The 21,463-nt window shown below is 36.8% G+C and carries 23 protein-coding genes and 1 other RNA gene; 13 read left to right on the top strand and 11 right to left on the bottom strand.

Annotated elements, in window-relative coordinates; translation table 11 throughout:
- Positions 1–36: 36 nt before the first annotated feature.
- Both AN486_RS20275 and panB read left to right on the top strand, forming a co-directional pair.
- Complete coding sequence (locus tag AN486_RS20275; RefSeq protein ID WP_152608810.1) at positions 37–1,101, top strand: two-component regulator propeller domain-containing protein; 1,065 nt, start codon at positions 37–39, stop codon at positions 1,099–1,101.
- A 246-nt stretch (positions 1,102–1,347) separates the two neighbouring features.
- Positions 1,348–2,121, top strand: a complete 774-nt coding sequence (gene panB / locus AN486_RS20270; RefSeq protein WP_290602314.1) for a 3-methyl-2-oxobutanoate hydroxymethyltransferase — start codon at positions 1,348–1,350, stop codon at positions 2,119–2,121.
- A 52-nt stretch (positions 2,122–2,173) separates the two neighbouring features.
- On the opposite strand, the gene AN486_RS20265 is transcribed toward panB, so the two are convergent.
- The 3 genes from AN486_RS20265 to AN486_RS20255 all read right to left on the bottom strand — a co-directional run bounded on the left by AN486_RS20265 (position 2,174) and on the right by AN486_RS20255 (position 4,531).
- Positions 2,174–2,413, bottom strand: a complete 240-nt coding sequence (locus AN486_RS20265) for a hypothetical protein (protein WP_233455541.1) — start codon at positions 2,411–2,413, stop codon at positions 2,174–2,176.
- Positions 2,414–2,684: 271 nt separating this feature from the next.
- Positions 2,685–3,647, bottom strand: coding sequence for a DUF1517 domain-containing protein (locus tag AN486_RS20260; RefSeq protein ID WP_168636647.1), 963 nt, complete (start codon positions 3,645–3,647; stop codon positions 2,685–2,687).
- Between the two features lie 368 nt (positions 3,648–4,015).
- Complete coding sequence (locus tag AN486_RS20255; protein ID WP_053539739.1) at positions 4,016–4,531, bottom strand: GNAT family N-acetyltransferase; 516 nt, start codon at positions 4,529–4,531, stop codon at positions 4,016–4,018.
- A 144-nt stretch (positions 4,532–4,675) separates the two neighbouring features.
- Between AN486_RS20255 and AN486_RS20250 the strand changes: the two genes are divergently transcribed.
- Both AN486_RS20250 and AN486_RS20245 read left to right on the top strand, forming a co-directional pair.
- Complete coding sequence (locus AN486_RS20250) at positions 4,676–6,112, top strand: BCD family MFS transporter (RefSeq protein WP_290602322.1); 1,437 nt, start codon at positions 4,676–4,678, stop codon at positions 6,110–6,112.
- 43 nt (positions 6,113–6,155) lie between these two features.
- Complete coding sequence (locus AN486_RS20245; RefSeq protein ID WP_290602311.1) at positions 6,156–7,379, top strand: ribulose bisphosphate carboxylase small subunit; 1,224 nt, start codon at positions 6,156–6,158, stop codon at positions 7,377–7,379.
- A 57-nt stretch (positions 7,380–7,436) separates the two neighbouring features.
- Here AN486_RS20245 and AN486_RS20240 read toward each other — a convergent pair whose 3' ends face one another.
- Together AN486_RS20240 and AN486_RS20235 are read right to left on the bottom strand one after the other, a co-directional pair.
- Positions 7,437–8,225 carry a peptidoglycan-binding protein gene (locus AN486_RS20240; protein WP_053539741.1) on the bottom strand — a complete coding sequence of 263 codons (789 nt, stop codon included), beginning with the start codon at positions 8,223–8,225 and terminating at the stop codon, positions 7,437–7,439.
- 248 nt (positions 8,226–8,473) lie between these two features.
- Positions 8,474–9,025 carry a 2'-5' RNA ligase family protein gene (locus tag AN486_RS20235; protein ID WP_053539742.1) on the bottom strand — a complete coding sequence of 184 codons (552 nt, stop codon included), beginning with the start codon at positions 9,023–9,025 and terminating at the stop codon, positions 8,474–8,476.
- Positions 9,026–9,200: 175 nt separating this feature from the next.
- On the opposite strand from AN486_RS20235, the gene AN486_RS20230 reads away from it, so the two are divergent.
- From AN486_RS20230 to queF, 5 genes are all read left to right on the top strand, one after another.
- The gene (locus AN486_RS20230) at positions 9,201–9,467 is read left to right on the top strand and encodes a YciI family protein (protein WP_027404002.1); all 267 of its coding nucleotides are present in this window, start codon (positions 9,201–9,203) and stop codon (positions 9,465–9,467) included.
- A gap of 37 nt (positions 9,468–9,504) precedes the next feature.
- Positions 9,505–9,601, top strand: an RNA gene (ffs, locus tag AN486_RS20225) — signal recognition particle sRNA small type.
- A gap of 25 nt (positions 9,602–9,626) precedes the next feature.
- Entirely contained in the window at positions 9,627–10,028 is a 402-nt protein-coding gene (locus AN486_RS20220; protein WP_053539743.1) for a phasin family protein, read from the top strand.
- 165 nt (positions 10,029–10,193) lie between these two features.
- The gene (locus AN486_RS20215; RefSeq protein WP_053539744.1) at positions 10,194–10,616 is read left to right on the top strand and encodes a hypothetical protein; all 423 of its coding nucleotides are present in this window, start codon (positions 10,194–10,196) and stop codon (positions 10,614–10,616) included.
- Between the two features lie 81 nt (positions 10,617–10,697).
- The gene (queF, locus tag AN486_RS20210) at positions 10,698–11,114 is read left to right on the top strand and encodes a preQ(1) synthase (protein ID WP_039200120.1); all 417 of its coding nucleotides are present in this window, start codon (positions 10,698–10,700) and stop codon (positions 11,112–11,114) included.
- Between the two features lie 464 nt (positions 11,115–11,578).
- On the opposite strand, the gene AN486_RS20205 is transcribed toward queF, so the two are convergent.
- Positions 11,579–12,652: a glycosyltransferase family 4 protein gene (locus AN486_RS20205; RefSeq protein WP_168636652.1), complete on the bottom strand. Its 1,074-nt coding sequence runs from the start codon at positions 12,650–12,652 to the stop codon at positions 11,579–11,581.
- Positions 12,653–12,942: 290 nt separating this feature from the next.
- On the opposite strand from AN486_RS20205, the gene AN486_RS20200 reads away from it, so the two are divergent.
- On the top strand, positions 12,943–13,746 hold the full coding sequence (locus tag AN486_RS20200; protein WP_081424246.1) for an ABC transporter permease: 804 nt from the start codon (positions 12,943–12,945) through the stop codon (positions 13,744–13,746).
- A 13-nt stretch (positions 13,747–13,759) separates the two neighbouring features.
- Here the strand turns inward: AN486_RS20200 and AN486_RS20195 are convergent, their stop codons facing one another.
- Together AN486_RS20195 and AN486_RS20190 are read right to left on the bottom strand one after the other, a co-directional pair.
- Complete coding sequence (locus AN486_RS20195; RefSeq protein ID WP_053539748.1) at positions 13,760–14,473, bottom strand: hypothetical protein; 714 nt, start codon at positions 14,471–14,473, stop codon at positions 13,760–13,762.
- Positions 14,466–15,953 carry an AAA family ATPase gene (locus tag AN486_RS20190; protein WP_053539749.1) on the bottom strand — a complete coding sequence of 496 codons (1,488 nt, stop codon included), beginning with the start codon at positions 15,951–15,953 and terminating at the stop codon, positions 14,466–14,468. The genes AN486_RS20195 and AN486_RS20190 overlap by 8 nt, the downstream gene beginning before the upstream one ends.
- 337 nt (positions 15,954–16,290) lie before the next feature.
- On the opposite strand from AN486_RS20190, the gene AN486_RS20185 reads away from it, so the two are divergent.
- Complete coding sequence (locus tag AN486_RS20185; RefSeq protein WP_290602303.1) at positions 16,291–17,724, top strand: GTP-binding protein; 1,434 nt, start codon at positions 16,291–16,293, stop codon at positions 17,722–17,724.
- A gap of 71 nt (positions 17,725–17,795) precedes the next feature.
- On the opposite strand, the gene AN486_RS20180 is transcribed toward AN486_RS20185, so the two are convergent.
- A complete protein-coding gene (locus AN486_RS20180) occupies positions 17,796–18,251 on the bottom strand; it encodes a DUF29 domain-containing protein (protein WP_290602301.1) in 456 nt (151 codons plus the stop codon).
- Between the two features lie 48 nt (positions 18,252–18,299).
- Positions 18,300–19,115 (bottom strand): SirB1 family protein, encoded by an 816-nt coding sequence (locus tag AN486_RS20175; protein WP_053539752.1) that lies wholly within the window; start codon positions 19,113–19,115, stop codon positions 18,300–18,302.
- Positions 19,116–19,342: 227 nt separating this feature from the next.
- On the opposite strand from AN486_RS20175, the gene AN486_RS20170 reads away from it, so the two are divergent.
- Entirely contained in the window at positions 19,343–19,597 is a 255-nt protein-coding gene (locus AN486_RS20170) for a TIGR03643 family protein (protein WP_053539753.1), read from the top strand.
- 25 nt (positions 19,598–19,622) lie between these two features.
- The gene (locus AN486_RS20165; RefSeq protein ID WP_290602298.1) at positions 19,623–21,125 is read left to right on the top strand and encodes a cryptochrome/photolyase family protein; all 1,503 of its coding nucleotides are present in this window, start codon (positions 19,623–19,625) and stop codon (positions 21,123–21,125) included.
- Between the two features lie 45 nt (positions 21,126–21,170).
- Here the strand turns inward: AN486_RS20165 and AN486_RS20160 are convergent.
- Positions 21,171–21,463: zinc ribbon domain-containing protein (locus AN486_RS20160; RefSeq protein WP_290601599.1), on the bottom strand; the 293-nt coding region annotated here is incomplete at its 5' end.

Here is a 21,463-nt window from a genome sequence, read left to right as displayed (position 1 = left end):
GTGACTTTATTTCACAAGCATACTAACTTATTGTTAATGTCCGCCTTGCTGGGATTAATCGCCTTACCAAGCATAGTCACACCAGCTACAGCCCAAAAGGTTGAGAATAAAGACAACAATCCCAGTCTTAATCAATCCAAATCTACCCCCACTTATGAAGTGGCACCACCACCAGAACGAATCAAACCCTTACCTAACGAGAGACAATTGCAAGAGGGAGAAACACCGGTAGATTATCGCATTAGTAACTTATTGGGAGATTTCACTGGTAATCTGTGGGTAGGTTCGTGGCGCGGATTATCACGCATTAATCCCAATACAGGTAGGGTTATTTCCCGTGTGAGTTTACCAAATATTGCGATTAGTGCTTTAGTCCAAGATAAGGTAGGGCGTTTGTGGGTGGGAAATAATGAAGGTTTAACGAGAGTAGACCCCCAAACCAGTCAAATTACAGCCCAGAATTTATTATTACCCTCCAAACGAGTATTATCACTGTTACTTGACAAACGCGGCTATTTGTGGGTAGGAACTGATGCTGGGTTAACTCTGGTTAGTCCCGACCAAGGTTTAATCATGACAACGGTTAAAAATATGCCCGGTGTCAGTGTTAATGCGATGACTTTAGATGCTGACGGTCAATTGTGGGCGGGGACGCTGGAGGGAATAGTCAAGGTGAATACTTCTAGTGCCTTACTGATGAAGAGAATCCAAAATCTACCGGGGGGAACTGTCCAAACTTTGGCTATTAGTCCCCAGGGGTTAATTTGGGCGGGTATGCCAAATCAATTGTTGGTGATTAACCCCAAAAATGGTATTGTGTTAAGGTCTGTGACTCCTCTACGTGGACGCAACGTGACATCGGTTAGGTTTGCCAAGGATGGTAGTGTGTGGGTGGGTACTAATAATGGTTTGCTGCGATTGAACCCATATACGGGGGCAGTCTTAGACCAAGTTACGGGACTGCCTTCTAGTCGAGTTTTGACTTTGGCACCGGATATTGGTAATAAGTTATGGGTGGGAACAACGGAGGGTTTAGCTTGGTTAATGCCTTCAGTGGGTACGGCTCAACCTCATTTTGGTTTTGGTCGGTATGTGAAGTAGGAGTCAGGAGTCAGGAGGAAGAATTAGAAGGAGATAAGAATAGTCTCGAATTTGAGAAAGTAATATTAGGACTCCTATTTGATTTTTGAATAAGACTCAGTAGGTATCAATTCTGTATTTCCTGTTCCCAGTTAAGAGTTCCCTGTTCCCTTGCCCCAACGACAATTTTTAACGCCCACCTACTTACTTAATTGACAATTATCAGTTGACAATTAACAATTGACAATTATCAGTGATCAATTCTTTATGGCAGTTACTACCCAACAATTAACTCAATGGAAACAACAGGGACGGGCGATTGTTGCGTTAACTGCCTGGGATTATGCGATCGCTCAACTTTTGGATCTAGCTGGTGTAGACTTTATCCTAGTTGGTGATTCTCTTGCCGTCGTCCTTGGTTATGAAACTACTTTACCAATAACTTTAGATGAAATGATCCATCATGCTAAAGCTGTGCGGCGTGGGGTCAAAAATGCTTTAATGGTAGTTGATTTACCATTTTTGACTTATCAAGAAAGTATTTCCCAAGCTATGCACTCCGCCGGTAGAGTGTTGAAAGAAACGGGGGCGCAAGCGGTAAAATTAGAAGGTGGCTATCCCACAATGGTGGAAACCATTACCCGGTTAGTGCAATCTGGGATTCCGGTTATGGGTCATGTGGGTTTAACACCCCAATCAATCCATCAATTAGGGTTACGACAACAGGGAAAAACCCAGGAAGAAGGTGAGAGAATTTTTCATGAAGCGATCGCTCTCGAACAAGCCGGGGTTTTTGCTATAGTATTAGAACACATTCCTGCAAAACTAGCGCTGCAAATTACACAAAAACTCCGTATTCCTACCATCGGCATCGGTGCAGGTTCTAGCTGTGATGGTCAAGTATTAGTCACTTCTGATATTCTCGGACTTTCGGAAAAACAACCACCATTCGCTAAGGTTTATACAAACTTACGAGAAACAATCACCAAAGCTGTACAAGATTATGCTGTGGAAGTGCGAGAAGGACAGTTTCCGAAATAAGTTCGTTTCACGCAGAGGCGCAGAGAGTAAGAGTTTGAAATTGTTTATACTCTTAATGGACTCTTTTTTGGTTCTCTAAGGTAATTCGTTCCTGAATAGCTTCTTCTGCTAACCGGACATTTTCTTCTATTGGTATACCTTCTGCTGTCACCATTGGCGCATACCATGTAGCTTCTGAATCAGGAGTACGACGACTCACTAGAATATTCAAAGCCTCCCAATCACGGGGATGTCTACGTACATAGTCTTTCAACTCAGACCTCGACATTTGAACAAAATTAGGTTTCATCATTAAACCTCCAATTTCCTTCAGGGAAGATTAAAATTTCCATTTCATCGCCTGCAAGAATGTATACATATCGCTCAATTTCATCAAATCGAACCAAGTGGATGTCTAGAAGGCGGTTAGACAGCATTTCACAAACCCTCAGACAGGTTAGGGCTTGTACAGCAGTAGGATTATAAATGGTAGTTTCCTCAATTGTGACATAAATAATCTTAAAACGAATGTCGCAATTTTCGATTACAAGTCACTTCCAACTGTTTTCAGCCCTAAACCTCAATTAAACCAATTTCAAATCAGGATATTCCGCAAACAAATCATCTGATGTCAGTGTATCTCCTGACGCTTGGGGAGTCCACAAAACTTCAATTGCTAACAGTTGTTCACCGGAAAGACCACCAATTTGACGTAAGGCTTGACGCAAATCATCAGCATTATTAATAGCGGGAATTTCACATTTACCCAAAGTTGCTGCTAATAGGGTGACGATAATATACTCTCCTGGTCCTTCACTAATCAAACGAGTGGGATTATCTTCACCAGATAAAGCTTCTTTACTTAAAACAGCCTTGAGTTGGTTATTGACATTAGAGAGAGTTTCTTCGCTAAATTTACTGCGTTCGGCTAAAGACAACCGATTAAATTGAGATTCTGCGGAATTTAGTTTTGCTTGTTGAGTTCCACCACCTGCATATACCCAGTATTCAGGGTGACGCAATAAAGCCAAACTAGCTTCTTGTAAAACTTCGCTTCTTCCTGCGGGGCTATTGGTATCAGCAGTTTCCGCAATGCGATTGAGTTCGGGTTGTAAATCTCTTGCTTGGGCTAGTAAACCAACTTGTAACCGGGTGACAGACACGGAGGGATTGCTACTATAGCTGACTTCTTCGGTTTCTCCACTGGTGACACGGCGAAAGGTTTGGACTAAAAAATTCGCCATTGCAAAAAAGATCAATATCCCAAACAACCCACCAAAACCACCGCCGAAACCCCATAAGGGTAAAAGAAACGGAAATCCAAAACCACCACCATAAGGGGCATAGTAGCCGCCATTACCTGGCATACTTGTCCGAGGTGCATAAGTGCGGCTAGAAGGCATTCTAAAAGAACCACCGCCAATTCTGCCGCCACTACGGGCTGCTAAGGCATCATTAGCATGACTAAAAGCTAAAGTTAGCACTAAGCTAAGGATAAAGACGGTTTTAAATAGGGGTTTGAAGAATCCTTGTATTTTTTTACTCATAACACATTTATGGAGACAACTGTATTTTTATGATCACTTCTCCGGTTTTGAAGAAGTGACACTATCTCTAATCTACCGCTTCTTTTCTTGGTTAGGGTGGAAATAGGGAGAGATTTCTGGCGTTGATAACCGTACAAGGAAACATCTTGAGAATCCAAAAACTTTAGAATTAATTAATAATTTTTCATGTTTAGTGCTGCCAATCTGATATAAGGGTATGCACTTAAATGGGAGACAGTGACTAAATTGCAAAAGCTATAACCCCGCCCTCAATTGTATTGTTTTAGTTTCTTATCTGTTCCCTGTTCTCTTTTTTTGTAATTTGGATAATTTATTGATATGAAGTAAATCACAAATTATTGAATTATTCAAATATCATAACCCATGATGTAATCATCCAATACAAATCCACTACCAAAATCTTTTATCTGACTATCAATAATTTTAAAACCAAATCGAGAATAGGCTTTAATGCCTTTTTCATTCCTTTTGTTAACATTGAGGATTATTTGTTTTAGGTTCATTGCTTGGGCTTTTTGGTAAACATGGAATAACATCTTTTGACCATAGCCAAAACCATGCAGTGATGGCAATAAGTAACATTTATGTAGTTTTAAATAACTCATATTATTCATCGTTTCTGAACTATAAGATAAATAACCAACTAATTCAGAATTATGTAAAACTTGATCATAAAATATTCCTTGGTGATGAATTTCGTTTTCAATTACTCCTGTTCCATACATTTTAGTGAGCATATATTCGATTTGTGCATGACTGAGAATTGTCGAATAGTAGCTATACCAAATTTCTCGACTGATTTTTCTGAGTTCTCCCAAATCTGTATCTGATAACTGAGTAATGGTAATTGATGAATTATTCATAGAGAGAATTATATTCTAATGAAAATTAAATGTGATGATTCTAAAATTAATTTACCATTTAATTGAGATCATATAGAATTCATTTTTGATTTTGGAAACATACGGAGGGTGCTACTATTTAGAAAACAAGACAAAAAAGCAGCTATGGCAATGGATGATACATTTGACACCCCAACTCAATCCTTCTCTATCCCCAAAGTCAATATTTTGACGATGTTTCGGCTAGGATTGTTTCAAATGGGGTTGAGTATGATGTCTATCTTGACTCTGGGAGTGCTTAACCGCGTCATGATTCAGGAAATCGCAGTTCCGGCAACTATAGGTAGTTTAGTATTAGCAATACCTTATTTTATAGCACCGACAAGGATTTTATTTGGGCAAATGTCCGACGCTAAACCCTTCTTAGGTTATCATCGCACGGCTTATGTGTGGGGAGGAGCAGGAATATTTGCGATCGCTGCATTTTTAGCGGTACAAGTAATGTGGCAGTTAAATGCGGCTAATATTGGTGATAAGTGGACATGGACTACCCAAACAATCGGTTGGACAGCGGTTCTCGGTTTCGTGTTCGCAATTTACGGTTTAGCCATTTGCGCTAGTGGTACAGCATTTGCAGCTTTATTAGTTGATATTTCCGAAGAAGACAACCGTTCCCAAGTTGTGGGGATTGTTTGGTCAATGTTAATGGTAGGGATTATAGTAGGGGCAATTATCAGTTCCAGCTTATTAAAGGAATTAAGCACAAACGCACCTCTAGAAACTTTACAAGCGGCAATTAATCGTCTATTTATAATTGTTCCCAGCATCGTTTTTAGTTTAGCAATTGTGGCAACTGTAGGGGTTGAAAACAAATATTCCCGTTTCTTAAACCGTGCCAATAAAGGAAATCGGGAAGATGGTATCACCTTAAAAGGTGCTTGGAAAATTTTAACAGCTAGTCCCCAAACAGGCTTATTTTTCGCATTTTTATTAGTGATGACTATTAGCTTGTTTATGCAAGATCCCATTTTAGAACCTTATGCAGGGCAAGTATTTAAAATGCCCCTAGCAGAAAGTACCAAACTCAACGTTTTTTACGGTACAGGGATATTAATTTCCTATGGAATCACAGGTTTTTTCATTGTTCCCCGTTTGGGTAAAAAAAGGACTATAAAGTTAGGTTGTATCTTAGTAGCAGTTGCCGCTTTATTAATAGGGTTTTCCGGATTTTCCGCAAATCCATCTCTCCTAAAATCAACTTTAGTTTTATTTGGTTTATCTACTGGTTTTGTCACTACCGCAGCCGTTACTTTAATGTTAGACTTAACAATTGCTGAAGCCGCAGGTACATTTATTGGTGCTTGGGGACTTGCCCAGTCTTTATCTAGAGGCATTGCTACGGTAATTGGTGGTACTGTTTTAGATTTAGGACGCAAGTTTTTACCCGATAATTTGGTCTTAGCTTATGGCATGGTATTTCTATTAGAAGCTGTGGGAATGTTGATATCAATTTGGTTTTTGAATCGAGTCAATGTTACAGAATTTCAAACTAACACAAAACAAGTTTTAGCCTCTGTTCTCGAAAGTGACTTAGATAATTAACAACTAACAACTGACAAATAAAACATAACCAGGGATACATTCTATGAGTTACTACATTGCGCCTAGTTTTCTTGATAAACTTGCAGTTCATATCACCAAAAACTTCTTAAATATTCCTGGGATTCGCGTTCCTCTAATTTTAGGTATTCATGGACGCAAAGGTGAGGGGAAAACTTTTCAATGCGAATTAGTCTTTGAAAAAATGGGTATCGAAGTCACCTTAATATCTGGAGGAGAATTAGAAAGTCCAGATGCAGGAGATCCAGCGCGATTGATACGTCTGCGTTATCGGGAAACAGCAGAATTAATCAAGGTACGAGGGAAAATGTGCGTACTGATGATTAATGATTTAGATGCCGGTGCAGGACGTTTTGACGAAGGAACTCAATATACAGTAAATACTCAGTTGGTAAATGCCACATTGATGAATATTGCTGATAATCCCACAGATGTGCAGTTACCCGGAAGTTATGATTCCAATCCTTTATGTCGTGTACCAATTATTGTGACTGGCAATGATTTTTCTACTCTCTATGCACCATTAATTCGTGATGGGAGAATGGATAAATTTTATTGGGAACCAAACCGCGATGATAAAATAGGAATTGTCGGCGGAATTTTTGCAGAAGATGGACTTTCACAACGAGAAGTTGAACAATTTGTTGATACTTTTCGCCATCAATCTATTGACTTTTTTAGTGCTTTGCGTTCTCGGATTTATGATGAACAAATTCGTAACTTTATCCATCAAATTGGCTTTGAAAATGTCTCTTTACGAGTTGTTAATAGTTTAGACGGTCCACCAGCATTTAAAAAGCCAGATTTTACACTCTCTCATTTAATTGAGTCTGGTAAATTTATGGTTGGTGAACAAAAACGGGTAGAAACTTCTCATTTAGTAGATGAATATAATCGTTTAAATCGCGGTAAAGCGTCTCAAGCAAGTTTACCTGTTGTGGAAAGTCCAGTTAGCAAACCTACAATTAATCAACCTACTCATTTAAGTTTAGAAACTCAAGAACAAGTTCGCCAAATTTTATCTCAAGGTTGTAAAATTGGCATTGAACACGTTGATGAACGACGGTTTCGGACAGGTTCTTGGCAAAGTTGTGGTTCTTTTAATATTGATGCCCATTCCGATGCTATTTCTACTTTAGAATCTTGTTTATCTGAATATAACGGTGAATATGTGCGTTTGGTAGGAATTGATCCACAAGCAAAACGACGAATAGTAGAAACGATTATTCAACGTCCCAATGGTAAGTAATTAGTATTTTTTGAATGTAGAGACGTTCTATAGAACGTCTCCGATTGAATTTAATATTTAGCTAACAGGAGTTAAAAATAGTTTAGCTTCTGCTTGTCTTCTCCGTTTCAATCCTGCTTCTACATTGCTACCAGGATTTCTGTATTTTAGAAAAGTTTCTTCAATTTCATCCCACTTTTTATCTCTCAAAACTCTAGTCATGCTTGAGAAGTTGGAACTACCATAGAAGTTAGCACCCAAGTTATAACCAAAACTTAATAAAGCACCCTGTTGATTGGCGTTTAACTCATTCCAAACAGGAATTTTTTGCAGAGGTGGTAGATAGCTATTCTCTAGCTGAAGCATCAATAAATCATCTGCTTCTTGTTGAGTGATGCTTTCACCTAATTTCCAGTTACTACCATCTCTTTTTTTAGTGGAACCGTAACCAATGGTGATAGGTAAATTACCACTCAGGGGATCTGGATAAGCCTTTAAAAAAAGACCTTCAAACTGTTTAATGAGAGGAATTGCTGGAAGTGGTAGTTTTCCAGTTGTCCCACCAAAACCTTTTGTAGGGGCGCTTACAGTAGGGGATGATGTAGATGATGCTGCGCTTGTTGTTGCTTGTCCAAGAGCATTATTTAAAGCATTTTGAGTATTTTTTCCGACTACACCATCTGCTTCAAGCCCTTTTTGACTTTGAAATTGTTTAACGGCTTTGACAGTATTATTGCCAAAATCACCATCTATTGTTCCTGGATTTAGATTCAGTGCTTTTAAGATTTCTTGGAGTTGTCGAACTTGTGATCCTGTGGCACCTTTCTGGAGAGTTTCACCGCTATTGAGATTTAATTTGCTAGGCATTGTGTTATTATGGGGACTGGATTTAATCAGTTTAATAATTAAGAAAAAGCAAATTTAAAACTTACTTTTTACCTATAACAATAAGTAAACAATTTCCATCCATTTTTGTGAATGAATTTTTGATATTCACTAATTGTCTGTTCTCAGCAGTAGAATCATTATTACAGTCATTTTCAGTTAATTCAACTGAATTTTAAAAATTTAACAAATTATTAGTAAATTTCTAGATAATCTCACAAATTTTAGCATCATTTGCCGGATGGTAGAAACGGAAATTTTGATTTAATATTCCAGCAGTTGCCATCATGCAGGAGTAGAGTTAAATGAGTTGCTGTGCATTCAGAATAAAACTGACGCTGGACAAATTCTGGCCAAGCAGTCCGAAAGTTCTCCATTGTTAAATCCCGAAATGCTACTGTGAGATGGGGGATAAAGGGGCGAGTTTTTCCGACTTCATCAATAATCCCTAATTTGGTTTCTAGATGTGTGACTAAATCTGTTTGTAAATTCAAAAGTGCTTGACTTTTGACTACATCCATGTATATAACACGAGGCGGAAAGGCAGCAAACCCGTTGAATGTGATGGAAATTGATTGCTGTTGAATAGCGAATGCTTCCAAGGATGTTTCTAAACTCAATAGGGAATAATCTGCCCATTCAAAGGGCGGCTGTAAGGTAATATGGGGGGGTGATTTTTTAGCACTGTAGGAGGCATATTTATCTGCAAAATACTGTTTAATTTCGTTTGCATATTCTTGGATATTTTGTGGTGGTAAGAGGGCAACGAAAAAGCGACTCATTTAATTCTCCTGCTTTTACTAAATAATTATACAGGATGGATGTGTAAATGGGTAGCGTGTGGCTATGAAATATTACATAAATCATAAAAATATATGAATCAGCGCAAATACGATAACGAATCATGATATTTTGTGATAAATCAGAAATTATTCATTTAAAATCTCATCTGAAGATATGGCTTGGTTTGTCAAAATTGAAACTGGTAAGGTTGAGAAACCCACCTTTGACCAATATGTACCTGCCCATAGAGCCTATGTACAAGAGTTGATTACTAAAGGACACAAAGCTAAAACAGGTTATTGGGCGCAGAAGGGTGGTGGAATGATGTTATTTGAGGCGGCATCAATGGATGAGGCACAAGCAATAGTATTGGCTGACCCCTTGGTACAGAACGATTGTGTCAGTTATCAATTATTTGAATGGCGAATTGTTGTGGAATAGTCCACAAATTTTGAATTTTCGTGTTATGATGATGGAAGACCTGGATCTATGCAACTTCAACGCCCAAACTTTGTCAGGACCGGAAGGTAGCAGCAATAAGGGATGCTTGTGGTAGGCGTAGTCTCCGGGTCGCCTTATTTGTAGGAGCTTTCAGCAGCAATGCCTGGTTTTGGAGATATTGTACAAAAAGCTTTTTATCTTGGTGTGGGGTTAGCCTCTTACGCTGGCGAAAAAGCTGGGGGGAAGTTAGCCGAATTGCGATCGCAATTTCAAAAATTGGCAGATGAAATGGTAGCCAAAGGTGAGATGAACACAGAAGAGGCTCGCCGCTTTGTCGAAGATATGATGAAGCAAGCCCAACAGCAATCAACCTCTAGACAAACGCCTGAAAAAACAGCCCCTTCCGAACCTCGTCGGATTGAAATTTTAGAGGTTGACGAAGAACCAAGGGTGAAAGAGACGACAAAAGAAAATAAAGAAAATGGCGATAATGTAGATCAACTACGCAATCAAGTGCTAGAACTACAGGAAGAGTTAAAACGGCTGCAACGTGAACCGTAAAAAGCAATTTTTTACTTTGGGTATCAGGAACATTTAATTCTCGTAATTATCGAAAAATGACGCTGTACCCAAGATGGTTTCAGTTGCAATTACCAACCGTAAACTCGATAGCTTCCAGTTAAGCGGTGTTAAGCGTCATGTTTTTAGCCTTTTAGAGTACAAGTTATGGAACAGTGGCAAAAAGACTTAATAGGCATGATTGAAGCCGTGACTGATGGAGTAGAGCAGTTCTTCCTAGAAATAAATGATATGGTAGACGCTTTTTTTGAGATTACGGAAGAGATTACTGAAGAAGTACAAAACGCATTGGTGGCTGATATTGATACCTTCGCTACTTTGCACGAACAGTTTTTACAGGACTTGACCGAACCATTTTTGGAAATTTATTGGGAATTAGGGGACATATCCGAAGATATAGATGCTGGTTTTCCCTATGCAGTAGAAGCTACACTAGAAAAAAATGCTGCTTGTATTGGTTGTAGTAACTATCACGGACAAGTTTACAGTGGTAATTTACTAGTCTGTGGTATGCACCCTCATGGTTGGGATGATGAAAGTTGTCCAGATTGGGAAAAAGAAATTGAGTAGGTAACTCATGAAGCTGGGGAGAAATGTTAAAAACTGTTAAGTTAATAATTGTCAATCTCTGCATTTCTGTTTATTAACATAATGAGTAACCTTGCACCTGAAACTGTATCTCCAGCAAGTCAAGAAATAAAATATGGTGAACGCGAAATTGCGGAAGGGAAATTAATTACATTTCCTAACCCCCGCATTGGCAGACGCTACGACGTTAATATTACTTTACCGGAATTTACTTGCAAATGTCCTTTTTCCGGTTATCCTGACTTTGCGACTATTTATATTACATACATTCCAGATGAAAAGGTAGTAGAGTTGAAGGCACTCAAGCTTTATATTAACAGCTACCGCGATCGCTATATCTCCCATGAAGAAACAGCCAATCAAATTTTAGATGATCTAGTTGCAGCTTGTGATCCTTTAGCAATTACTGTGAAAACAGATTTTACCCCTCGTGGGAATGTGCATACAGTTGTTGAAGTCAGACATCAAAAAGCTGTTTAGAGTAGGAGTCAGGAGTCAGGAACTATACTGCAAACGGCTTGATTGTTTGATTCTAAACGTAGGGGTAAAGCAAGAGCTTCATTGGTGTCAACTTAACGTAAAACGGGCGGTTAGAAACCGCGTCTACACAGGCAAAACCCACCTGCGTGGGTTTCAATCCTTGATTTTTCCTTAGTCCGCGCAGGCGGACTTTGTTTGTGTAGCCGTGAATTCCATTCGCCAGGGCTTAAGTTGAAACCATTAAGCTTTTGCTTTACCCCTACACATCTGGTTTCTTTGTCATTAGACATCTGGTGAAAATTAAATATGCGTGACATGAAACCCCTGTAGAGACGTTCCATGGAACGTCTCTACAATCTTTACCGGAGATGTCTATTAGCCATAACCCAACATTATCAAGGATCTTGTTGGGTTTCGCTGTCGCTCAACCCAACCTACATTTCCTTAACCGACAAGCACCCCTACTAAGTAACTAAAACATTGCGGGAAAAACCATTTTGTTGAGCTAAGTTTTCGGCAATTAGCTGGCGATAAACTGCTTCATAACCATCAGTCATGTGCTGAACACTAAAATTTTTGTCCACATATTCACGACAAGCGTAACGATCTAAGTTACTTATTTTGTCAAGAGAATGAATACATTCTGCCACATTATTACAAAGGAAACCTGTTTCACCATCAACAATCACTTCCTCTGCTGAACCCATTCGCATGGCAATTACAGGTGTACCTGATGCCATTGATTCTACCATGACTAATCCAAAGGGTTCTCGCCAAGTAATGGGGAATAAAGTTGCATAAGCACCCCCCATAAGGGCATTTTTTTGCAGATGATTGGCTTCCCCTAAATATTCAATTTGTTTACCATCAATATGTGGTTTAATTTTTTGGTCAAAATATTCCAAGTCTACTAAATCTACCTTACCTGCTATTTTTAACTTCCGACCAGTTTTTTTAGCAATTTCAATTGCTAAATGTGGTCCTTTTTCTGGGGACATTCTCCCTAAAAAAGCTAAATAAGATGGTTCATTTGGTTGGGGATAAAATTCATAACTACTAACATCAATGCCATTATAAACAGTGTCTACGTAGTTTAATCCTAGCCGGGGTTCTTTTTGAGAATTAGAAATACTAATATAAGGCTGTTTTTTGCCATATTTAAAGATTTTTTCATTATCGGGAGTAAAAATTCCATGTAAAGTGTGAACTGTAGGAGTTTTGACTAAATTGGCATAAACTAGCGCTCCTAGTCCTACATGAGAATGGATGATATCAAAATTTTCTGCTTGTTCATAAACTGAAGCTAATAGCAGCATTTCATAAATAGCCGGCTCTTTAATTGTAGGATCTAGCCTTAAAGCGCGGGGATGCACTGATACTAATTTGGCTAAACTTAAAGAATCTCCTGATGCAAATAATGTCACTTCATGTCCTCGACGGACTAATTCATCAGTTAATAACCCCACTACTAATTCTATGCCACCATAAGCTGGTGGGGGTACTCTCTCCCACTGTGGGGAAACCTGAGCAATTTTCATGTCAATCTCCTAAAATATCAGATTTCTATTTCTAGTTAGTTGATGAATAAATGAAATAACTAACGCAGAAATAGCTAAAAAGATCAAAACCACCCTTATTTATGATTACTACCAAATCTTATGTTTTATATTTGATATTTTTTGTCTATCTCAGGTAATGTAAATGCCTGATCCTTAAGAAATAAATTAGACAGAATAATTAGTTAGATTTGGGATTTTTTAACTTGACTAAAAACAAAAAATAAGTATAATATAATACGATAACCAAATATTTGCATTTATTAAGCAGCATGAATATATACAAACAAATAAATAAACCGCGTGTTTCATGGCAGGTGGTTTTTGCACTGATTATATTTGTGTTTATGTATCTACCTATCCTGGTACTGGCTTTTTATAGTTTTAATCAGTCACCTTACAGTGCTACATGGCAAGGTTTTACCCTGGAATGGTACGGAAAATTATTTAGTGACGAGCGGATTTTATCGGGGTTATATAATAGTTTGGTGGTGGCTTTTTGTGCTGTGGGAGTTTCCGCCGTTATGGGAACATTAATGGCTGTGGGGTTGGCACGCTATGACTTTCCTGGTAAGAAATTATATCAGGGAATTGCTTATTTACCGTTATTAATTCCTGATATTGCGATCGCAGTTTCTACCCTAGTATGTTTAGCAGCCTTTGCTATTCCTTTGAGTATATGGACTATTATCGCCGCCCATATTGTATTTTGTCTATCCTATGTTGGTTTGGTAGTGTCTGCGCGGATGAATAATATTAATCCCCATTTGGAAGAAGCAGCTTTAGATTTAGGTGCGACACCAACACAAGCCTTTATTTTAGTTTTATTACCTCAATTAATGCCAGGAATTATTTCTGGGTGTTTATTGGCTTTTGTGTTGAGTTTGGATGATTTTTTAATTGCTAGTTTTACTGCGGGAAGTGGTACTAATACTTTACCAATGGAAATCTTTAGCCGGATTAGAACGGGAGTCAAACCGGATATTAATGCTTTAAGTGTGATGTTAATTTCTACGACTGCGATTGTGGCTTTGATAGGGGAATTGATTAGAACTGCGGGGGAAAGGAGAGAATAGGAAGTAGGATGAATTATTTGGATAATAAGGATTCTAAACTTATCTTTATTACCTCGTCTTGCTGACAAAAACATTTAATATTAATTTTATCTTGATCTTTTAAAATTGTTTGACAAGTGAATAGACGTGATTTACCAGGAGTCTGCAAAATGTCATACATTTGCGAATATAATTTTTCGTTATTTTTTTCCGTAAATTTACTTTTATCAGAAAAATTTTGATAAGATAGAATTCCTTTAAAATCTATATATATTTCTGATTCGTGATAATTTTGAATTGAATTTAAGTGATTATTCAGAACAAGTAACATATATATTCTTGACATTGCACATTGAAATTTTTCTCCAATTTTCCCTAAGTCCTTATTAGATATACTAGATTTTAATTCAATTAAAATAATATTTAATTTATAACTACTTTCATATTTTTGTAAAACCAAAATAGCACATTCTGGAGTTTTGTCTTTAGTTGAGATACCGAATATTTCTTTTTCTAAGTTGATTTTCCAGATTCTGTCTACTTTTGATTTATCATCAGAATAATTTAATTCTTCAATAGATACCTTTTTAAGTTTTGCATCAGAATTTTTTTCTTCAACTTCGATTTGATCATTAGTAACCTCTTCAATAAATTGTGTTTCAGCTAATTTTCTATGTAATTCATCCCTCAGAGAAGGAACACTTAGCTTTTTAGGATTATTTAAATAATATTTATTACTTTTACTCATCTTCAACCTCATCTTCTTGAAGATAAATATAATCAGTCAGAATGCGAAGTGAGTTATCTAAATTGTTTTCAACCTCTCGAAAGTTCATAAAATAGATGCCATAATCACTGCTTTCATAATCAATTATCCTATCACCTGTGAAGAAATAAACACCTACCTTTTCTTTTGATATAGAAATAGATGAATCAACATATTTTAATTTATTTTCTTCTATAATTTTTTTGACATTAACTCCATGTTGATTTTTAAGAACATCCAGATAGATACAATTATTAATAGCATTAGCTAACATAGAACTATGGGTTGTTATTAATACTTTATTTCCTGTTTGACTTTGAATAAACTGTATTAATATATTGATTAACTTAATTTGATTTTCAGGATGTAAGTTTACTTCTGGTTCATCTATCATTAAAAAATTATTCTTTTCTAATGCCCAATATTTTAAATATAAATAAAGAAGTGTTAATTGATTAACAGAAGAAGAAGCTAAATACATGGGCAAAGGTTCATCAACAGAATCAATTTTAAAATAAAATTCTATCAGACCAATTCCCTCTACACTAATAAGTTTTATCTCACCTCCAATAATCTTCTGTAATTGTTGGACAAGATTGATATAATTTCCTTCAATATTTTCTTCAAGATTCAGAGAGAAAAGTTTTTCAAAAACCTTATTCATGGGTTCTGTATATTTTCTTTTAAAAACATCTAACTCTTGAAGATCAGATGATTGAATATTAGACCTATTGCGGCGATTTTCTAGTAAATCTACAAGTTTTTTAATATCTTGTTCCCGTCTTTTTCTATCAACCTCATAAATATAACGATAGAATGTAGAAAAGAAAATTCTACTAGCTGGTAAGAAAAAAGTCTCATGTTCATATTTCAACATTGTTCTAATTATTGTTGCAATTAGAAGAAACTTTTTTTCATCCAGTAAATCCCTGTCTAAAGATTTTTTAGGAATTATTTCTTTAATACTCTCTGGTAATTGTTTCTCTATAAATTTATATATTAAATCTCCTTGATCTTTTTTAAATTCTATATATTCTAATCTATTGTCATCAGCATCTTTTATTCTGACAGTTCCTTCAATTTCTCCTTCTCTTAATTCAGATATTTCATAGTCAAAAGCAATAACAATATTATTGAGTATTTGGGAATTTTTGCCTGTATTAAATATCTCTTTTTTTGTTTCTTCCTGCAAAAATGAACTATATCTATTCAAAATTACTGCCAATAATTCAGGATTAACTTCGATATTATTTATATTTTCAACAATTTGATTATCAATTATTTCTACATTTGTACGTGCAAATTTATGAATTATATCTTCATTAAAAATCGCCCATAATAATTGAGCAACATAGCTTTTACCACTGTTATTTTGTCCAACAAAAATAAAGAAATCCTTGGCTAAATCAATGGCTTGAGTATTGTTTTTAATCGGACCTAAATTTTTGATGATCAATTTCATATAAATTAACCTCTAAACTATTTATAGTTTGTATAAATAAGGACAAAAGAGTTAAGTTCACACAATACTCTCCTTGACATTATACTAAACTAAAGCTTATCACTCTACTACTTTGTCTAAATATACAAGGTTGGATATTAACCACCAAAATATTTTACACCTTGAACTTAACCGTTATCCGCTTCATGGCTTCTTCGACATCTTCTAAAGGCATAAATTTGGAAATAACCTGCACCCACAGAGTAAAATCTGATTAATATGTCTTACTTGAAAAATCTCATATACTGTATTTGTGCTAGTGTAACTTTTAATTACTCCCTGTTTTTCGCTTTCTCAAATGAACACTATACCTGAATCCATCCCCAATTGGGAAGAAGAATTGGATAATGCCATTTTTACCTTTGACGATATTCAAGCCGAACTTAACTACAAACAAGCCAAAAATGCACTCCGAAACTTAGTTAACAATCTTGATCTTTCCTCTGTGGAAAAATCTGGATTAGAAGCAGAAATTCATGATTTAGAAACCATGCTAGATAAACTAGAAAGCATGGTAGTTCAAATTGCCGCTTTTGGGATGGTAGGACGGGGTAAATCTTCCCTTCTCAATGCTTTAGTTGGTCAAGAAGTCTTTGTTACTGGACCTCTACATGGTGTTACTCGTGATGCACAAACAGTAAATTGGAGTATTAGTGAAGAAGCTTTAGGGACTTTAAAAGTCACATTACCCAGCAATGGTCAATCCCAAGTTGAATTAATTGATACTCCTGGATTAGATGAAGTAGACGGTGAAACTCGCGCAGCTTTAGCTGAACAAATTGCCAAGCAAGCAGATTTAATTTTATTTGTAATTTCGGGAGATATGACCAAGATTGAAAAAATAGCTTTATCGCAATTACGAGAAGTCGGTAAACCGATAATTTTAGTCTTTAATAAAGTTGACCAATATCCCGAAACTGACCGCATGACAATTTACGAAAAAATTCGAGATGATAGAGTGCGGGAATTACTTTCACCAGCAGAAATCGTTATGTCCGCAGCTTCACCATTAGTCAGAATGGCGGTACAAAATCCTGATGGAACTAGAGGTATAAAACTCCAAAAAGGACAATCACAAGTTGACGAATTAAAGTTGAAAATATTGGAAATTCTCCACCATGAAGGTAAGGCATTAGTAGCTTTAAATACGATGCTTTATGCTGATGATGTTAATCAGCAGTTGGTACAACGTAAACTGATAATTAGAGAAGAAAATGCGAATCAGTTAATTTGGAAAGCAGTAATTACTAAAGCATTGGCGATCGCACTCAATCCTGTTACAGTAGTGGATATACTCAGTGCTGTAATTATAGATATCTCCTTAATTTTAGGCTTATCCAAGCTTTACGGTATCCCCATGACAGAAACCGGTGCAGTGAAATTACTCCAAAAAATCGCCCTGAGTATGGGTGGTATCGGTGCTAGTGAACTATTAGCAAATTTGGGTTTAAGTAGTTTAAAAACCCTACTGGGTATCTCTGCAACAGCAACCGCCGGCATGACAATTGGACCCTATTTATCCATAGCTATAACCCAAGCAGGAGTAGCTGGAGTATCTTCATACAGTATCGGTCAAGTTACCAAAGCCTATTTAGCCAATGGTGCAACCTGGGGACCAGATGGACCAAAAGCAGTAGTTAGTCAAATTCTATCAACTTTAAATGAAACTTCAATTTTGAACCGAATTAAAGATGAATTGCTGATTAAAGTTAGACTGAGGAAAAAAGTATGAAAGTCAGGAAGTAGGGGCGCGAGGCTTGCGCCCAGATAGCGTAACGCACCATCTTGAATTATACTCTAGACTTAGGGCATAAAATCTGCATTGAGAACCTGAACTAAAGAAAAAGATGGTTCTTCAGGGAATAAAGTTGGGGGAAGTTGATATTTATTTATTGTATCATTTCTAGCATCTGTATAACAATCTAGAAATACATCATCTAAAATACCTTTTAAACTAGGACTATCTGCTAGAGTATAGGCTATTTGTCGTCTTTGTTCAACGACAGTATTACGCCAGCCCCTAGCATTGTAATCTTTTTCCTCTGTCCAATATTGTAGTTTTAATAAGTGTTCAATTAGGACAACTAGGCGAGTTTTTAGTTCTTTCTTTTCACTCCTTCCCATACTATCAATTTCTTCAATCAAATTCTCAATATCTAATTGTTCTAATTTTCTTTCTCTCAAAAGTGTAAGTGTAGTTTGTATCCACAGATAAAAATCTTGTTCATATAATGTTTTATTAGTATCAATGGTCAGCATAACAACATCTCCTGACTCGATAGACTCCTAAGAAAATTATACAACTAGCTAATTCAACTTAGCAAGTAATTGACGAATTACATCTCCATCCCTAGCATCAGGAACTTTGATTAAATAAATCTGTAAGTCTTCCGCAGCTTGAGAAAACTGCCCAAGTTGATAATACAATAAACCCCGATCTCTTAATTCAAAACTTGCTTCTGGAAACAACAGCAAAATCCGTTCTACAGTTCTTAAACTCCTTTCTAGATCCTGCTTTTGAAGATAAATATATTTTAAATTAGTCAACATTCGCGTTAAAAATTGCCGATTACTCACAACCGCTAAAAATTCAGGTTTGAGTGTCACTTCTTGCTGATAAATTTGTGAAAGTCTTTCTTGACAGTCTTGGGCAAACATCACCTCACCACCATTAAAAGCATCCACAAAAATCCCTATATCTTCCACGTCTGGACGAATCAAAAAATGTCCCGGCATTCCTACCCCAACCATCGGAAAATCAATCCGTTTGGCTACCTCCATATAAACCAGTGCCAAAGTAATCGGAATACCCGTTTTCCGTTCAATGACATCATTTAAAAAACTATTGCGGGGGTCATAATAATCAAGCTTATTACCATCAAATCCCAATTCTTCGTATAAATATTGATTAATACTTTGAATAACCCGTAGAGGATAGCGAAAAGAAGGCAAACGTTCCTCTAACTCCATTGCCATTGTATCAATAGCATTTAAATACTCTTCAGTATCAATATCTGGATATTCTTCCTGGGCAATATACAAAGCTGCCTTTGCGAGATTGATATCCTCATCAGGTTGTTGAATCTCTTGGTAAAAATACTGTCGTGCTGACGAGAAAGTCATAAGTAATAAAGATGAAGCGACTGGAGGAGAGTACAGAGTTTTTTGTACCTACTCTTATTTTAGAGCATTCTGGCGATTTATTTCTCGTCTTCTCGTTCCCAGTCTCCAGACTGGGAATGCTATCTTAGAGGTTCTACCTCCTTAGAGAAAACAAGAGAAAAGAGAGTTGTGATAGTATAATCAATATAGATTTATAATTGTGGCATTTTTATTCAAATTCTCAAAGTATGAAACTACCTGACTTAGATACTGAAACCATAGATCGTATTATCGAAATGGCTTGGGAAGATCGGACACCATTTGATGTGATAGAAAAACAATTTGGACTCTTAGAAAAACAGGTAATTGCTCTGATGAGAAGGGAAATGAAATCATCCAGTTTCCAAATGTGGAGAGAAAGAGTTACCAAACGTAAAACCAAACATTTAGAAAAAAGAGAATTTATTGCAGGGAGATTCAAATCCCAAAATCAAAAAACTTAAATTCACATAAAATATAAAATTATCTATGATTGGAATTTGGATATTAGGCGATCAACTTTCCCTACAACAATCAGCCTTAAAAAGCTGTAATCATCAAATAAATACACCTGTAATTTTCATCGAATCATTACAGCATATTCAAATCAGACCATATCATCGCCAAAAATTAGTGTTAATTTGGTCAGCAATGCGCCACTTTGCAGCAGAATTAGCACAACTAAACTATGCAGTCACATACAAAGTAGCCACAGATTTTCAAACATCACTCCAAGAATGGATTCAAGTTAATCAAATTACCGAATTGCGGGTAATGACACCCAATGATCAACCATTCATCCAAATAATTCAAAATTTACAATTACCTTGTCCAATCACCTTAATTCCTAATAATCAATTTTTATGGAGTACAGAAGAATTCACTGATTGGGCGAAAAGTCGCAAACGCCTATTAATGGAAGATTTTTATCGAGAAGGAAGACGAAGTTTTCAAATTTTAATGGAGGACAAACAACCAATTGGAGGACAGTGGAATTTAGATAAAGAAAATCGTCAACCACCTAAAGGTAAATTACATCCACCCCCAGCCCAATGGTTTACACCAGACGCAATTACTCTCGATGTTATAGACAAAGTTAACTCTCTTTCTCATTTAACTTATGGAGAAATAGAACCCTTTGATTGGGGAGTAAATCGTCAACAAGCACTTCAAGTATTAGACTGGTTTATTCAACATCGTTTATCAGATTTCGGTACTTACCAAGATGCGATGATTACCGGAGAACAGACAATGTGGCACGCATTAATTTCTCCTTATTTGAATATTGGCTTACTCCAACCATTGGAAGTAATTCAAGCCGCTGAAGCAGCATATAAACAACACCAACTACCTTTAAATAGTGTGGAAGGTTTTATTCGTCAAGTATTGGGTTGGCGAGAATATATGTATGGCATCTATCATTTTGTAGATCCAGAATATGCCGAAAAGAATTGGTTTGGTCACACCCAATCATTACCCGAATTTTTCTGGACAGGTGAAACAAACATGAATTGTTTACACCAAACTATCACCCAGATCAAAAGTACAGGTTACGCTCATCATATCCAGCGGTTAATGGTATTGAGTAACTTTGCTTTAATTGCGGGAATTTCACCCCAAGCTGTAGAAAATTGGTTTCATGCAGTATTTATTGATGCTTATGATTGGGTGATGCAAACTAATGTTATTGGTATGGGTTTATTCGCAGACGGAGGAGTATTAGCATCTAAACCCTATGCTGCTTCTGCTAACTATATAAATAAGATGAGTGACTATTGTAAAAGCTGTGTTTATAATCACAAAGAACGGATAGGTGAAAATGCCTGTCCATTCAATTTTTTCTATTGGGATTTTCTGAACAGACACAGAGAGAAACTCCAAACTCAAGGACGAATGGGCTTAATTTTAAAACATCTAGATAAAATGTCTTCAGAAGAATTGCAGTCTATCCACCAACAGGCTGAAAACTGGTGGAGTCTTCGTCAGAATTAATTATTTTTGTGCATACAGAGTCAGTTTCTAAGCTGGGGAAGTGAACTACCCACACTGACCTGACGGTACAGTGTCGGCTTCCTGTCCAACAGAAAGCACAGTAGTAGACTTCTTGCGTCCTCTATTACTGCGACTTATTTCTGGGCGACAGGCTTCTTGATGAAGTTGTTCATGGGGGAAACCCCCAAGACCACACTTCATCGCTTTATCCCCCGTTCCAGAGGTCAAAATTCGTAGTCCCTCATCTCTGAGGTTTATTGCTGCATTAATATCTCTATCATGTCTAGTCTGGCACTTTTCACAAGTCCAGAATCTTATATCAAGTGGCAAACTACCCA

The organism is Anabaena sp. AL93 (assembly GCF_001672085.1).
Classification (GTDB): Bacteria; Cyanobacteriota; Cyanobacteriia; order Cyanobacteriales; family Nostocaceae; genus Dolichospermum; species Dolichospermum heterosporum.
The sequence above is the reverse complement of the archived record's forward strand: the minus strand, read 5'-3'. Positions and strand labels throughout refer to the sequence as shown.